15 protein-coding genes and 1 pseudogene are annotated in these 14,535 nt (G+C 67.3%); 8 read left to right on the top strand and 8 right to left on the bottom strand.

Annotated elements, in window-relative coordinates:
- A pseudogene (locus tag Q0263_RS17120) lies at nucleotides 1-183 on the bottom strand (hypothetical protein); the annotation flags it as partial.
- On the opposite strand from Q0263_RS17120, the gene Q0263_RS17115 reads away from it, so the two are divergent.
- The gene (locus tag Q0263_RS17115) at nucleotides 112-1,026 is read left to right on the top strand and encodes an NAD(P)-dependent oxidoreductase (RefSeq protein WP_298019004.1); all 915 of its coding nucleotides are present in this window, start codon (nucleotides 112-114) and stop codon (nucleotides 1,024-1,026) included. The pseudogene Q0263_RS17120 and the gene Q0263_RS17115 overlap by 72 nt on opposite strands.
- Before the next feature lie 23 nt (nucleotides 1,027-1,049).
- Here Q0263_RS17115 and Q0263_RS17110 read toward each other — a convergent pair whose 3' ends face one another.
- Both Q0263_RS17110 and Q0263_RS17105 read right to left on the bottom strand, forming a co-directional pair.
- The gene (locus tag Q0263_RS17110; RefSeq protein ID WP_298019002.1) at nucleotides 1,050-2,210 is read right to left on the bottom strand and encodes an MFS transporter; all 1,161 of its coding nucleotides are present in this window, start codon (nucleotides 2,208-2,210) and stop codon (nucleotides 1,050-1,052) included.
- Nucleotides 2,211-2,372: 162 nt separating this feature from the next.
- A complete protein-coding gene (locus Q0263_RS17105) occupies nucleotides 2,373-2,675 on the bottom strand; it encodes a helix-turn-helix domain-containing protein (protein ID WP_298018999.1) in 303 nt (100 codons plus the stop codon).
- 212 nt (nucleotides 2,676-2,887) lie between these two features.
- On the opposite strand from Q0263_RS17105, the gene Q0263_RS17100 reads away from it, so the two are divergent.
- Nucleotides 2,888-3,505: a glutathione S-transferase family protein gene (locus tag Q0263_RS17100; protein WP_298018996.1), complete on the top strand. Its 618-nt coding sequence runs from the start codon at nucleotides 2,888-2,890 to the stop codon at nucleotides 3,503-3,505.
- On the opposite strand, the gene Q0263_RS17095 is transcribed toward Q0263_RS17100, so the two are convergent.
- A complete protein-coding gene (locus Q0263_RS17095) occupies nucleotides 3,495-5,303 on the bottom strand; it encodes an ABC transporter ATP-binding protein (protein WP_298019203.1) in 1,809 nt (602 codons plus the stop codon). The genes Q0263_RS17100 and Q0263_RS17095 overlap by 11 nt on opposite strands.
- A gap of 266 nt (nucleotides 5,304-5,569) precedes the next feature.
- Between Q0263_RS17095 and wrbA the strand changes: the two genes are divergently transcribed.
- Genes wrbA through Q0263_RS17075 form a run of 4 tightly spaced genes read left to right on the top strand, consistent with a single transcriptional unit; the run spans nucleotide 5,570 to nucleotide 8,681 of the window.
- The gene (gene wrbA, locus Q0263_RS17090) at nucleotides 5,570-6,160 is read left to right on the top strand and encodes an NAD(P)H:quinone oxidoreductase (RefSeq protein ID WP_298018993.1); all 591 of its coding nucleotides are present in this window, start codon (nucleotides 5,570-5,572) and stop codon (nucleotides 6,158-6,160) included.
- Between the two features lie 42 nt (nucleotides 6,161-6,202).
- Nucleotides 6,203-7,165 carry a protein-methionine-sulfoxide reductase catalytic subunit MsrP gene (msrP, locus tag Q0263_RS17085; RefSeq protein WP_298018990.1) on the top strand — a complete coding sequence of 321 codons (963 nt, stop codon included), beginning with the start codon at nucleotides 6,203-6,205 and terminating at the stop codon, nucleotides 7,163-7,165.
- Nucleotides 7,165-7,767 (top strand): protein-methionine-sulfoxide reductase heme-binding subunit MsrQ, encoded by a 603-nt coding sequence (locus Q0263_RS17080; protein ID WP_298018987.1) that lies wholly within the window; start codon nucleotides 7,165-7,167, stop codon nucleotides 7,765-7,767. Before msrP ends, Q0263_RS17080 begins: the two co-directional genes overlap by 1 nt.
- Nucleotides 7,764-8,681, top strand: coding sequence for a DUF2520 domain-containing protein (locus Q0263_RS17075; RefSeq protein ID WP_298018984.1), 918 nt, complete (start codon nucleotides 7,764-7,766; stop codon nucleotides 8,679-8,681). The genes Q0263_RS17080 and Q0263_RS17075 overlap by 4 nt, the downstream gene beginning before the upstream one ends.
- Here Q0263_RS17075 and Q0263_RS17070 read toward each other — a convergent pair.
- From Q0263_RS17070 to Q0263_RS17055, 4 genes are all read right to left on the bottom strand, one after another.
- Complete coding sequence (locus Q0263_RS17070) at nucleotides 8,669-9,442, bottom strand: MipA/OmpV family protein (RefSeq protein WP_298018982.1); 774 nt, start codon at nucleotides 9,440-9,442, stop codon at nucleotides 8,669-8,671. The two genes, Q0263_RS17075 and Q0263_RS17070, sit on opposite strands and share 13 nt — an antisense overlap.
- Before the next feature lie 57 nt (nucleotides 9,443-9,499).
- Nucleotides 9,500-10,231, bottom strand: a complete 732-nt coding sequence (locus tag Q0263_RS17065; protein ID WP_298018979.1) for a hypothetical protein — start codon at nucleotides 10,229-10,231, stop codon at nucleotides 9,500-9,502.
- A 23-nt stretch (nucleotides 10,232-10,254) separates the two neighbouring features.
- The gene (locus Q0263_RS17060) at nucleotides 10,255-10,965 is read right to left on the bottom strand and encodes an FAD-dependent oxidoreductase (RefSeq protein WP_298018976.1); all 711 of its coding nucleotides are present in this window, start codon (nucleotides 10,963-10,965) and stop codon (nucleotides 10,255-10,257) included.
- 172 nt (nucleotides 10,966-11,137) lie between these two features.
- Nucleotides 11,138-12,091 (bottom strand): LysR substrate-binding domain-containing protein, encoded by a 954-nt coding sequence (locus Q0263_RS17055; protein ID WP_298018973.1) that lies wholly within the window; start codon nucleotides 12,089-12,091, stop codon nucleotides 11,138-11,140.
- 129 nt (nucleotides 12,092-12,220) lie between these two features.
- On the opposite strand from Q0263_RS17055, the gene Q0263_RS17050 reads away from it, so the two are divergent.
- Together Q0263_RS17050 and dctP are read left to right on the top strand one after the other, a co-directional pair.
- Nucleotides 12,221-13,441 (top strand): CoA transferase, encoded by a 1,221-nt coding sequence (locus tag Q0263_RS17050; RefSeq protein WP_298018971.1) that lies wholly within the window; start codon nucleotides 12,221-12,223, stop codon nucleotides 13,439-13,441.
- An 81-nt stretch (nucleotides 13,442-13,522) separates the two neighbouring features.
- A complete protein-coding gene (dctP, locus tag Q0263_RS17045) occupies nucleotides 13,523-14,512 on the top strand; it encodes a TRAP transporter substrate-binding protein DctP (RefSeq protein WP_298018969.1) in 990 nt (329 codons plus the stop codon).
- Nucleotides 14,513-14,535 lie beyond the last annotated feature (23 nt).

Raw genomic sequence — 14,535 nt, 5'->3', positions numbered from 1 at the left:
GAAGCCGAAGCCGAAGCCGAAGCCGAAGCCGAAGCCGAAGCCGAAGCCGAAGCCGGCAGTCCCGGCCGCGCGTCGAGCAGGCCCCCTCATCCGGATACAGGAACCCCGAACATGAATATTGGAATGATTGGCATCGGTCTGATGGGCCACGGGATCGCCGCCAATTTGCAGAAGCACGGCCATCAGCTGACGTTGCTGAAGCACCCGGGGAACCAGCCTGTGGACGATCTGCTCGACGGCGGCGCGCGGACGGCCGATACGCCCGCCGACGTGGCCCGCCAGTCCGGCATCGTGGTGCTGTGCGTGACCGGCACCCCCCAGGTCGAGGCCGTGCTTCAGGGCCCGGACGGACTGCTGGCGGGGCTGGCGGCCGGCAGCATCGTCATCGACTGTTCCACCGCCATTCCCTCGTCCACGGAAAAGGTCGCGCGGGCCGTGGGCGAGCGGGGCGGCCGTTTCCTGGATGCGCCCATGACCCGCACCCCCAGGGAAGCGGCCCAGGGCCGGCTGAACCTGCTGGTCGGCGGGGACGAGCGCCTGTTCGAGGAATGCCTGCCCGTGCTGCGCTGCTTCGCCGAGAACGTGACGCGGGTGGGGGGCGTGGGGGCCGGCCACCGCATGAAGCTCCTGCACAACTACGTCTCGCTGGGCTCCATTGCGCTACTGGCCGAGGCCGCCGCCGCGGCGCTCGATGCGGACATCGATCCGGCGGTGTTCGTGGACGTGCTGGCCAAGGGCGGCGGAGCGGGCGCCGCCCTGGACCGCATGCGGCCCTACCTGACCGAACGGGATTCGTCCCCCTTGCGCTTCGCCATGAGCAACGCGCTCAAGGACATCGGCTATTTCACCACCATGGCGCAGGACGGCGGATCCGTCCACGAGATCGCCGACGCGGTGCGGCAAACCTTCGCCGACGCGGTGGAACAGGCCGGCCCGGGCCGCTTCGTGCCCGAACTGGTCGACGTCCTGCAGAGCCGTCCGCGAACGGCGGGCGATCAGGCGGACGGGCCTCGCCAGGGCCGCTGAAGCTTTCCGTCGCGGCGGGCCGCTCAGAGATCGGCGACCGGGCCGCCCGCATAGCCTTGCGGCGCGCGGCCGCGCAAGGCGATCATCAGGATCAGGGACGCCAGGATCAGCGCGACGGACAGCCAGGGCAGATCCGCCAGCCCGACGGCCTGCGTCGCCAGGCCGCCCAGGGCGGTGCCGACGGCGATGCCGATCTGCATGGCGGATTGGTTGAGCCCCACCAGGACGCCTTGCGCCCCGGGGACCATCGCCGCAGCCCTGACCTGCTGGGCCGGCCCCGCCGCCCAGGCCGATACCGACCACAGCATCAGGATGGCGGCCACCGCGGCCAGCGATCCGGGCGCCAGGAGCCACGCGGCCACCGGCAGGGCAGCCAGGAAGAGCATCTGCAAAAGCTTGGACACGACCAGGGTCGCGTGGAACCCGTGCCGGTCGGCGCGGCTGCCGCCCAGCCGCGAACCCGCCAGGCTGGCCAGGCCGAAGGCCAGGAGCACGGGGCTGATCCATTCGCCGGGAAGGCGCTGGACGTCAATCAGGTAGGGGGTCAAATAGCTGTAGGTCATGACGTATCCCGCCATCCACAGCACGGTGACCGTCAGGCCCCCGAGGATCGCCGGACGCCGCAGGAGGGCGAACTGCTCGCGCAGCGGAATGGAAGCCGCCGGGCTCAGGACCGGCAGGACGAAGCGCTGGCTCAGCGCCGTGGCCAGGCCCAGCAGCCCGACCAGGGGAAACACGGCGTGCCAGCCCAGACGCAGGGCGATTTCGCGGCCGAGGGGGACCGCCACGATCAGCGACGCGGTGAATCCCATGATGACGGTGGCGATGGCGCGTCCCTGGCGCTGCGTGCCGGCCAGCGTGGCTGCAGTGGACAGGGCGGTCACGACGGCGGTGCCGCCCGACAGCGCCTGGATGATGCGCAGAGGGACGAAGGTCCAGAAATCGTTCACCAGCAGCGTGAGCATGCTGGCCAGCGCGTAGACCGTCATGGCGGTGATCATGACCGTGCGCCTTCCAATGTGGCTGCTCAGGGCGATCGTGACCGGCACGCCCAGGCCGTAGACGAATGCATAGAGGGTGATCAACTGGCCGGTGAGCGCGACCGGAGCGTTCAGGCCAGGGGCGACCAGGTCCAGTATGCCCGCGAGTATGTATTCATTGGCTCCGGCGACGAAGGTCGTCATCGCGAGCAACAAAATCTGAGTTCGAGTGGAAATAGTCATGATTTTGCATCTATGATTTGGAAATTATCGATATGTAAAGATAAAAATAAAGACGAAGCCAATGTGTGTTCTCGCGGCAAGGCGCATCGACCGGCGTCCTGCGCAGGTCGACCGCGCGGAGCGCTAGAGTTCCCGGACGATGGCGGAAGCCACCGCGGCCACCGCGTGTTCGTTGCGTTTGTAGCGCGTGTATTTGCCGACCCGGGCCGCCGTGACCAGGCCCGCATCGCGCAGTATCGACATATAGGTCGACGCCGTGGACTGGTTGACGCCCAGAAGTTCGGATATCTGCAGGACGCAGACGCCGTCGTCGGCGGGATCGGTGCCGCCGACAGGCCTGAAGTGCCTGCGCGGGTCCCGCATCGCCGACAGGACGGTGCGGCGGTGGGTATTGTCCAGAGCTTTGAGTGCCAGATCGAGATCCATTTCCGAATACTAGACGACATATTGCGAATCGTCAAATTGTTTCGAATTGCCATGCGGCGGCGCGCCCCGTCCGCACTAGGAAATCGGGGCGAATCCGGGGGCCGCGCCCGACGCCGGCCGAGCGCCGGACGGGCCTCGGACGGCGTTTGGCGCCGCCGCGTGCGTTATCGTTGCCCCTTGGGAATTTCGTCTTTCACCCAGGAGGGTCGTGCATGGCCGATGGCATCATTCTGTATACCAACCCCCAGTCGCGGGGCCGCGTCGCGCGCTGGATGCTCGAAGAAACCGGCATCACCTACCAGACCGAGGTGCTGGATTTCGGGACCAGCATGAAGTCCCGGGATTATCTGGCGATCAACCCCATGGGCAAGGTGCCGGCCCTGCGCCACGGCGACCGGGTCGTCACCGAATGCGCGGCGATCTGCGCCTATCTGGCGGATGCGTTTCCGCAGTCGGGCCTGAGGCCCGCGCTGGAAAACCTGGCTGATTATTACCGCTGGCTCTTTTTCGCCGCCGGCCCGCTGGAGGCCGCGATCACGGATGCCCGCGTCCTGGGCGTGGTGCCGGATGCGAAGCAGCAGGCGATGGTCGGGTATGGCAGCTATGACGCCGTCATCGACGCGCTCTCGCTGGCCGTCTCGTCCGGCGATTATGTCGCCGGGAACCGGTTCACGGCGGCGGACGTCTACGTGGGCGCCCAGATCGCCTGGGGCCTGAATTTCGGCACCATCGAAAAACGCCCCGAGTTCCAGCGATACGCGGATCGCGTCTGCCAGCGTCCGGCTTTCCGCCGCGCCGCCGAGCTGGACGACCTGCTGATCAAGAAGTAGGCGGGGGCGTGTCGGGGCCGGTCCTGTCCGGCGCCATGAAGCCGCCGGTCTGGCGCCGCCACAGGTGCGCGTACAGCCCACCCCGGGCCAGCAGTTCGGCGTGGGTGCCGGTTTCGGCGATGCGGCCCTGGTCCAGCACGACCAGGCGGTCCATGCGGGCGATGGTCGACAGCCGATGCGCGATGGCGATGACGGTCTTGCCCTGCATCAGGATGTCCAGGCTGCCCTGGATGGCGGCCTCGGTGTCCGAATCCAGGGCGCTGGTGGCTTCGTCCAGCACCAGGATGGGGGCGTCCTTCAGCAGCACGCGGGCGATGGCGATGCGCTGGCGCTGTCCCCCGGACAGCTTGACCCCGCGCTCGCCCACGGTGGCTTCCAGGCCGCGCTGGCCGTCGCGGTCGACCAGCTCCGGAATGAAGCCGTCGGCCTGGGCCTTGCGGATGGCCTGCAGAATCTGCGCTTCGCTCGCATCGGGCCTGCCGTACAGGATGTTGTCCCGGATAGAGCGGTGCAGCAGAGAGGTGTCCTGCGTGACGACGCCGATCTGCATCCGCAGGCTTTCCTGGGTGACCCGGGCGATGTCCTGCCCGTCGATGGTGATGCTGCCCCCCTGGATGTCGTGCAGGCGCAGCAGCAGGCTGACCAGGGTGGATTTCCCGCCGCCGGACGGCCCGATCAGGCCGACTTTTTCCCCGCCCCGGATGTTCAGGTCCAGCCCGGTGAAGATGGGATGACGCGGGTCGTAGTGGAAATGCACGTCTTCCAGGCTCAGGGCGCCGGCGGTGACGCGCAGGGTCGGCGCGCCGTTCGTGTCCTGGACGGTCCTGGGCTGTGAAATCGAGGTGATGCCGTCTTGCACGGCTCCGACGTTGGAAAAGATGCTGTTGACGACCGACATGATCCAGCCCGACATGTTGCTGATGCGGATGACCAGGCCGGTGGCCAGCGCGATGTCGCCCACGGTGACCTCGCCCAGGGTCCAGAGCCACAGGGCCAGACCCGACGTTCCGGCGATCAGCAGGCTGTTCAGGGCCGTCACGCCGGCGTCCAGTGCGGTGGTGATGCGGGTCATGCGGGCCAGCTTGCCGATCTGTTCGGCCATGGCGTCGGCGACGTAGGCTTCTTCCTGCCGGCGACGCGCGAAGAGCTTCAGGGTCAGGATGTTGCCGTAGCCGTCCACGATGCGGCCCATCAGCTTCGAGGCCGCCGCCGAGGCCTGCCAGGACCGGTCCTTCATGCGCGGTATGAAGACCCGCAGGAGGACGACGTAGATGATGAGCCAGGCGATCAGCGGCAGGGTCAGGCGGTAGTCCGCGTGCGCGAACAGGGCGATGGCGCTGCCGGTGTAGACCACCACGTACCAGAGCGCATCCACCATCTGGACGGTGGAGTTCTGCAGCGCGTCGCCGGTGCGCAGGATGCGATTGGCGACCCGGCCCGCGTAGTCGTCCTGGAAGAAACCCAGGCTCTGGCGGATCACATAGCGGTGATTCTGCCAGCGGATGCGGTTGGTCAGGTTGGGGACGATGGTCTGGTTGACCAGCAGGTCGTGCAGGCCGCTGAAGATGGGGCGGGCGACGACCGTGATCAGCGCCATCCACAGCAGTTCGCGGCCGTGGCGGGTGAAGAAGCCCGGTTCGGGGATTTCCTTGGCCAGATCCACGATGCGGCCGATGAAGCCGAACAGGGCCACTTCGATCGACGCCACGCCCAGGCCGACCACCAGGATGGCCAGGAACACCGGCCAGACCTGGACCAGGTAGAAGACATAGAAGCGCCCCACCGATGTCGGCGGCATGCGTTCGTCCGGTTCCTGGAAGACGGGGATCCTGGACTCGAACCAGCGGAACAGGGGGGTGATCAGGGCAGAAAAGCGCATGGTGTGGATGGGCTCATTCTACGCGGTCGGGAGGCCCGCCGCGCGGAGGTTCGCAAGCCTTCGCAACTTTTGTTTGCGGGGTGCGGATTTTTGATTGCGGAGCGCACGACACCCGGATCAATTTGGCGTACAGTCAATAAGCCGCCTGGTCGGCGGCCTTGCACTGGACCTTTCAGGAGATTCGCATGAGCGTTCGGCTTGCCATTGTTTACTACTCCACCTACGGCACCAACCATCAGATGGCGTCGATCGCCGCGGAAGCCGCCAAGGCGGCGGGCGCTGAGGTCCGGCTGCTGAAAGCGCCGGAAACGGCTCCGGCCCAGGTGGTGGCCAGCCAGGAAGCCTGGAAGGCCCAGGCCGACAAGACCGCCGATATCCCCGCCGTCACGGCGGCCGACATGGAATGGGCCAATGCCTATCTGTTTTCATGCCCCACGCGGTTCGGCGTCATGGCAAGCCAGATGCGCGCCTTCATCGATACGCTGGGCGGCGTCTGGGCCAAGGGCGGCCTGTCCAACAAGGCGGTGTCGGCCATGTCGTCGGCGCAGAATGCGCACGGCGGGCAGGAAGCCACCATCCTGTCCTTCTACGCCACGGTCTGCCACTGGGGCAGCATCGTGGTGGCGCCGGGCTTCACCGATCCGTCCATCTTCAAGGTCGGCGGCAACCCGTACGGCTACAGCCATACCCAGGGCGCGCCCTTCACGGACGACGTGAAGGCGGCCATCGGCCACCAGGCCCGCCGCCTGGTGCAGTTCGCGGGAAAATTGGGATAAACGAAAGGGCCGGCGGCGCCTGCGGCCCGGAGGTCTGACATCATGCGCACGAAACAGGGATCTTTCATTTCACCGTCCGACATCACGCCGGAATCCGTCTGGCTCGGACGGCGACGGTGGCTGCGCCAGGCGGCGCTGGGGTCCCTGGCGCTGGGGGCCGCCGGGCTGGCGCGGGCCGCCGATGACGACAGCCCCGCCGGGCCGGTGCTCGACGCCCCGCTGGATGCGCGCTGGTCCACGACCGAAAAGCCCAATGGCTGGCGCGACATCACCACCTATAACAATTTCTATGAATTCGGCACGGGCAAGGGCGACCCGGCCGCCCATGCCGGGCGCATGGCGCTGACGCCCTGGGCCGTGAAGATCGATGGCGCGGTGCAGCATCCCATGACGCTGGATCTCGACGACCTGCGCCGGCTGGCGCCCCTGGAAGAGCGCGTCTACCGGCTGCGCTGCGTCGAGGCCTGGTCCATGGTCATTCCCTGGATCGGCTATTCGCTGTCACACCTGCTGAAGCGGGTGGGGCCGACCTCGGGTGCCCGCTACGTGGTCTTCACCACCGCCCTGCAGCCCGACGTCATGCCGGGCGTCAGCCAGGGAATCCTGGACTGGCCCTACACGGAAGGCCTGCGGATGGACGAAGCCATGCATCCCCTGACGCTGCTGACGTTCGGGGTGTACGGTCGCGCCCTGCCGGCGCAGAACGGCGCCCCGCTGCGGGTGATCGTGCCCTGGAAATACGGCTTCAAGTCCGCCAAGTCCCTGGTGCACATCCGCCTGCAGTCCGAGCCTCCCGTCACCAGCTGGATGCGGGCGGCGCCTCGGGAATACGGCTTTTACGCCAACGTCAATCCCGCCGTGCCGCATCCGCGCTGGAGCCAGGCCACCGAACAGCGCATTGGCTCGGGCTTCTTCGCGCCCCGCCTGCAGACGCAGCCGTTCAACGGCTATGCGAACGAGGTCGCCGCGATGTATGCCGGCATGGATCTGAAGCAGAACTTCTGATGCGTTCCGGCAGGTGGCTGACCGCGTGCATTCATCTTCTGGGACTGTTCCCGCTGCTGCGCTGGGTGGCGCTGGGCGCGACCCAGGGCCTGGGGGTGAATCCGCAGGAATTCCTGACTCGCTCCTCGGGCATCTGGGCGCTGGCCCTGCTGTGGGTCGTCCTGTGCGTGACGCCCTTGCGCCGCCTGGCCGGCTGGGGGCAACTGGTCAGGCACCGGCGCGCCCTGGGGCTGTATGCGTTCTTCTACACGATCCTGCACGTGATCGCCTGGGCGATCTGGGACCGGGGCGGCGTGCCCGCCGCCATGTGGACGGACATCTGGCAGCGGGATTTCATCGGCGTGGGGACGGTGGCCGTGCTGCTGCTGTTGCCGCTGGCGCTGACCTCCACCCGGGGCTGGATGCGGCGCCTGGGGCGTGGGTGGAAGCGCCTGCACTGGCTGATCCATCCGGCCGCCATCCTGTCGGTCCTGCATTTCGAATGGATGCGGGCGGGCAAGAACGATTTCCTTGAACCGCGCCTGTATGCCGGGGCGCTGGCGGTTCTGCTGGGCCTGCGCGTGTTCTGGTGGCTGCGGGCCAAGAAAGAGAGACGCGTGTGACGAATCCTGTATCTGAAGACCGGTCCGGGCCGGAGACATTGACGCTGGGCTTCATCGGCGCGGGCCGCCTGGCGCGGGCGATGGCATTGGCCCTGCAGCAGGCCGGGGCGCCGGTGGCGCGGGTGGGCAGCCGCGGCGCGGAAGGCGCCCGCGCCATGGCCGCGATGCTGCGGGACTGCCGGTCCTGCGATCCGCAGGACGTGGCTGATCACTGCGATCTCGTCTTCATCACGACGCCGGATGCCGCCATCGCCCGGGTGGCCGAATCGCTGACCTGGCATGAGGGCCAGGGGGTGGTGCATTGCAGCGGCGCGACGCCCGTGGCGGTGCTGCAGCCGGCCGCCGCCGCGGGCGCGCTGATCGGCGGTTTCCATCCCATGCAGGCCTTCGGCGCCGATCCCCAGGCGGCGGTGCGCAGCCTGCCGGGCTGCACCGTGGCGATCGAAGCGGCCGCGCCGCCGCTGGAAGCCCGGCTGCATGCGCTGGCGCGGCGCCTGGGATGCGCGGGCCTGACCTTGCCGCCGGGCGCGCGGGCGCGCTATCACGCGTCGGGCGGTTATGCCTCGCAGCACGTGCACGTGCTGCTGGCCGAAGCCGTGCGCCTGTGGCAATCCTGGGGGGCGACCGAGCAGCAGGCGCTGGATGCCTTGCTGCCCCTGCTGCGCGGGACGCTGGCCTCGCTGGCCCGCAGCGGCGTGGCGGACGGCATGCCGGGCCCGGTCTCGCGCGGGGATGCCGGGACCGTGCGTCTGCACCGGCAGGCGCTGCAGGCGGTGGACCCGGACATGCGCGATCTGTACGACCGCCTGTGCGTGCGCGGGGTCGCCCTGGCCCGGGCGGCGGGTCGGCTGGACCCGGCCCAGGTCAGGCTGATGGATCAGGCGCTGGACGCGCCGCCCGGTCAGAACGAATAACTGCCGCCCAGCAGGGTCTGGAACTGGGTCTTCTGCCTGACCATCGGGCTGTCGGCGGCCTCTCCGACCAGCCGGCTGGTGCCGACCAGGCTGGTGAGGCTCAGGCGTTCCGTCAGGGCATACTGGGCGGTCAGCCGGGCCGAGACGTCCTTGAGACCGGACGTGGGCTGGTAGCGGGCCAGGCCCGAGCGGCCGGCCTGGGCGCTGTCGATGCCGAAATAGCTGTCCATGTATTTTCCGTTGGCCCAGCTGGCGCCCACGCTGGGGGTCAGCCGCAGCCGGTCGGTCACCGCATAGGGGTAGGACACGCGGGAGTCGACCAGCAGGCCCCGGTCGCGGTGGGTGACGGCCTGGGTCGCGGCCACGCTGAGCACCGTTCCGGCGACGGTGGTGGCCAGGCCCAGCCGGGCGCCGATGGCGTCGGACAGGCCGCCGATGCCCTTCGGGACGTCGTCCCCGCCGTAGCCCCACATCATGTTCAGGCCGGCGTCCAGGGTCAGGTTCCCGCTCTGGATCAGGCTCATGCCGATGCCGTCTTCGGTGCGCGCGTAGAAGCGGCCGATCCGCGCGTTGACGATGGGGATGGTCCTGCCCTTGTATTCATCCGAACCCTCGTAGCGGGGCGTGGCGGCGATGCCGGCCCCCAGGGTGACGCTGTTCTCCGCCGCGTGCGCGATGCCGATGGCGCAGGACAGGCTCAGGAGGATGAAGGCGACGCGCAGGTGCGTGTCGCCGGGGCGGAGGCGATGCAGGGGATTCATGATCGATGAGTGTGGTTCAGGAAAAGGTCCGCGGCCGGGTCGAGGCGATGGGCGTCGTCAAGAAGCGAGGGCGCGCTGCCGCCGCCCGTGCCGGATGAAGTTCAGGATCCAGCGGCCGACCAGCAGGTCGTCCGTCGGGCCGCGCAGGCTGTGCCTGGCCGCCAGCAGGCGTTCGGCGGGAATCCGGTCCCGGCGGGCCTCCAGCAGATCTTCCAGGTAGGCGCGGGAAAATTCCGGATGCCCCTGGATGCCCAGGCAGGTCTCGCCGACCTGCATCATGTGGATGGGACAGAAGTTGCTGCGGGCCAGCACCCGGCCCTGGGGCGGCAGTTCGACCACCTGGTCCTGGTGGCTGGCCAGCAGCTGCAGGTCCTGCGAATGCCAGGGCGTCATCCAGGGCTCCCGCTGGTCCAGCGTGGTCGGGTAGGCGCCCAGCCCCCAGCCCAGGGGGCTGCGTTCCACCCGGCCGCCCAGCGCCTTGGCGATCATCTGGTGTCCGAAGCAGATGCCCACCAGCGGCTGACGGTCCTGCCAGAGCGCGCGGATGAAGTCCGACAGCTGCCCGATCCAGTCGGCGTCGTCGTTGGCGCCGCATTTCGAGCCGGTCGTGATCCAGCCGTCCATGTTCGCGGCGCGGTCGGGAAAGCGGCCCTGATGGCAGGCGAAGACTTGGCACTGCAGTTCGGGGTCGACCGCCCGCAGCAGGGTCTGGACCATGTCGGGATAATTGCCGTGCCGCCCGATCAGGGACGGGGCGACGTCGTCGCATTGCAGGAGGCCGATCTTCATGGGTGGCGCAAACGGGCAGGGGTTCAGTAGCCTTCGAATTCTTCGGTGCGGATGTTGTCTTCGTTGGCGCCGATCTCGATCAGCAGCGCCCGCGTGGCCTTGACCATGCCTTCCGGCCCGGACAGGTAGAAGCGGGGGATGGCCAGGTCGGGCACGTGGCGGCGGATCATGTCGCCGTCGACGTGGCCGTGTTCCGCGCCGTCCGCGCGAGCTTGGGTATAGACCGGGACGAAGGTGAAGTTCGCGTGCCGGCGGGCCAGTTCCTGCAGTTCGGCGGCGTAGGCCGCCTGCGCCGGGGTGCGGTTGGCGTAGATCAGGGTCAGGCGGTGGCCGGTCTTGTCGTGCAGCGCCTGCGCGATCATGCTGCGCACCGGCGTGATGCCGATGCCGCCGATGATGAACACCGCCGGCACGGATTCCGTCTTGTGCAGGGTGAAGTCGCCGAACGGCGCGATCAGCTTGACCACGGTGCCGTCCGGCGTTTTCCTGAAGGCTTCCTTGAAGGGCGTGCCGCGCATTCGCGTGGCGACCGCCACATGGGGTTCGAACGGCGCGTTGACGAAGGAAAACCCGTGCATGCCGTCGTGCCGGGGCGTGCCTTCGGGGCTGGGCAGTTTCACGTCGCAGAACTGTCCCGCGCGGATGTCCAGGCCCTCGGGCTTTTCCAGCGTGAATTCCATGGTGCCCTCGGCCACTTCCCGTTTGCCGATGAGCTTGACGTCGTAGGTCGTCATGGCGAGCTTCTCCGTACAGTCGATCACAATGTGTGTTCTCGTCGTGCAAGGCGGAACGTTCGCGGACAGTATAGGTCGCGCGGCGCCGCGCCGGCGGCTTTCAGAGGACGGCGTCAGGGGTATCGGCGCGCGGCGCGCCCGGAGGCGCGGCGACCGGGCCTGAAAACAGGCGTCAGCCGGCCGGGATCTGGTGTGCGCCGGATTGGCCGATGACGCGGCAGCCCTGCCAGATCCCCTGGATCACCAGGTCCCTGGCCAGTCGCCTGCACAGCCCGAGGGCTTCGCGCGTGGCCACGGAGACGGGCAGCGTTTCGCTGACGCACAGGCAGATTTCCCGCGACAGCTCGAAGGCCAGGGGGTGCATGGCGATGCTGCCGAGCTGCACTTCCTCGTGGCCCGCGGAGTAGGGCAGGACGGTGGTGGCGATCCCGGCCTTGACGGCGGGGATCAGGATGGCGGACGTGCTGGCCTCGGCCAGCAGGTGGTAGGGCAGGTGCCTTTGCAGAAAGGCGTGTTCGATCCGCGATCGCAGCGTGTTGGGCAGGCTGGGCAGGACCAGCGGATGCAGGGCCATTTCTTCCAGGGAAACGGGGCCGCTGTCCTGGCGCAGCGAGGGATGGGTGAACAGGTACAGGTCTTCGATCAGCAGCGGCTCGCAGCGCATGCCCTTGGGCTTTTTCGGGTCGGGGGCCAGGGCGAAATCGACCCGGCCCTGCATCACCATGGAGGTCAGGTCGGCGCTGGGAACGTCCACGATTTCCAGCACGATGGCGGGATGGCGTTCCCTGAGCAGGTCGATCAGGCGCAGGGCCAGCATCTTCGCGGTGCTGGACGCCATGCCGATGGAGACCGTGCCGGAGATGAGGCCTTGCTTGCGGGATATCAGCGCCCGCGTGTTGTCGACCTGCCGCAGGATGGCGCGGGCATGCTGGTACAGCAGTTCGCCTTCCTCCGTCGCCAGCATGCCCCGGGCCGTGCGGTTCAGCAGCTTGACTCCCAGCTCTTCCTCCAGCGATGTGACCTGCTGGCTGAGCGCGGGCTGCGCGATGTGCAGCATTTCGGCCGCCCGGGTCATGTTCTGGGTTTCGACGATGCGCGTGAAGTAATTGAGTTGCCTCAGGTTCATGCGGGTTTCCTCTTGGGCGGTCTCGTCATGAGCTATAAGAAAATCCGATTGCTGGCTCAGTAAATACTATTTCAATTCGCCGCGCGGCGTCCCTAGAATCGTCCAAAACGACATCAAGGAGACAAGACGGTGGATCTGCCGCTTAAGGGACTGAAAGTTCTGGATTTGACCCGCGCGCTGTCGGGACCGTTCTGTACCATGATCCTGGCGGACATGGGGGCCGAGGTGATCAAGGTCGAACCGACGCCGGGCGGCGACATGATCCGTCAGTGGGGGCCGTTCGACAATGGTATAAGCGTTTATTATCTTAGCGCCAACCGCAATAAAAAAGGGATCGGCGTGGATTTCCGCCACCCCGACGGCCTGCCGCTGTTGCGGCGCCTTGCCCTGGGGTCGGATATCGTGGTCGAGAATTTTCGCGTCGGAACGGTTGAAAAGATGGGCCTGGGGTACGACAGCCTGGCGGCCGAATGTCCGGGCCTGATCTATGCCTCGATTTCCGGCTTCGGCACCCAGGGACCGGCCAGGGACTGGCCCGGGTTCGACCAGATCGCCCAGGGGTATTCGGGCTTCATGAGCCTGTCGGGGACCCCGGAAACCGGACCCATGCGGGTCGGGACGGCCGTGGGCGACCTGACGTCCGGCATGTGGGCGGCCATCGGCGTGCTGGGCGCCTGCATCGCCCGCCAGCAGACGGGAAAGGGGCAGCATGTGCAGAGTTCCTTGCTGAGCAGCCTGATGGGCCTGCTCAGCGTCCAGGGGCAGCGGTATCTCAGCCTGGGCGAAGTGCCGCAGCCTTGCGGCAACGTCCATCCGGTGATCGCGCCGTACGGCACCTTCCAGACGGCGGACGGTCCCTTGAACCTGGCGCCGGCCACGCAGGAAATGTGGGTGCGCCTGTGCGATCTGCTGGGCTGTCCCGAATGGACCGAGGACCCGCGCTTCCAGCGCAATGCGGACCGGATCCAGCACCGGATGGCGCTCAAGGAATTGATCGACGGGCGGCTGCGGATGCGCGGCCGGATGGAGTGGACGCCGCTCTTCATCAAGGCGGGCATTCCGGCCGGCCCCATCAATACGCTGGCCGACGTTTTTTCCGACGAACAGGTCCGCCAGATGCAGCTGGTGGAGGCCGTTGCGCATCCGGACCTGGGCGAATTGCGCCAGGTCGGATTGCCGTTCCTGATGCGCAACGCCGCTGGCGAGAGTTCCGCGGGCGGCACGGTGAAATCGCCGCCGCCCCGCCTGGGCCAGCATACGGTCCAGGTGCTGCGGCAGTATGGGCTGGACGGCGGGGAGATAGAGCGCCTGTTGAAGGATCAGGTGATTTTCCAGGGGGCGGATGCGTAAGTGGCCGCCCGGCCGTTCGAACAGCGGGATCCCGCACCGAAGTCGCATAGAAGACGGGTGCCAACCATGAAGGAGACAAGCATGAAATTCAAAACCCTGTTGCTGGCCGCGATGTGCGCGCTGGCCGTCACGACCGTTCAGGCGAAGACGTTGAAGTTGTCCCACCAGTGGCCCCAGGGAGACGGGCGGGACGCGGGGGCGCGGCTGTTCATCCAGGAGGTCCAGAAGCAGGACCCGTCCTTCAAGTTCCGCGTCTATCCGGGCGCGTCGCTGATCAGCAACCCGCTCAAGCAGATCGACGCGCTGGCCGACGGCTCCATCGACCTTTCGATTTTTCCCTTGATCTATGCCGTGGGGAAGGCGCCCGAATTTTCCATCACCATCCTGCCGGGGGCGATCAGCAGCGTGCAGGACGCCATGCGCTTCAAGGGCACGGACTATGAAAAGCGCCTGCAGGAAGTCGCGCGACGGCAGGGCTTTCATATCCTGACCTGGTGGTGGACGGAAGGCGGGATCGCCGACAAGGTGCGTCCCATCACCACGCCCGACAGCGTCAAGGGGCTGAAATTCCGGGGGGCGGACCGCACGATCGACACCATGCTGAAGGCCGCCGGGGCCTCGGTGTTCGCCATGCCCTCGACCGAACTCTACAACGCCATGCAGACCGGGGTGCTGGATGGCTTGATGACATCCTACGAAACCTTCATGAGCATGCGCCTGTACGAGCAGACCAAGTATGCGACCCTGGGCGGGGACTACACCATCTTCGTGGTGTTCCAGCCCCTGGTGATCTCGTCCAAGGCCTGGGACGGCCTCAGCGACGAGCAGAAGAAGATCTTCGAGAAGGCCGCCGAGGCCACCCTGCCGTCCTTCAACAAGGAACAGGACCGGATCAAGCATGAAGCCGTGAAGAAATTCCAGGCGGCGGGGGTCGAGGTGCGCGCCATGAGCAAGGAGGACTACGCCGCCTGGCTGGATCTGGCGCACAAGACGGCGTGGCCGGAGTATGCGGCCATCAGCCCGGAGGCCAAGGGCCTGCTGGAATCGGTCGAAGCCCTGGCCAAGAAATAGCCGGCATCCGTTCATCCACGCCA

This window comes from uncultured Castellaniella sp. (genome assembly GCF_937988725.1).
Taxonomy (GTDB): domain Bacteria; phylum Pseudomonadota; class Gammaproteobacteria; order Burkholderiales; family Burkholderiaceae_B; genus Castellaniella.
The sequence above is the reverse complement of the archived record's forward strand: the minus strand, read 5'-3'. Positions and strand labels throughout refer to the sequence as shown.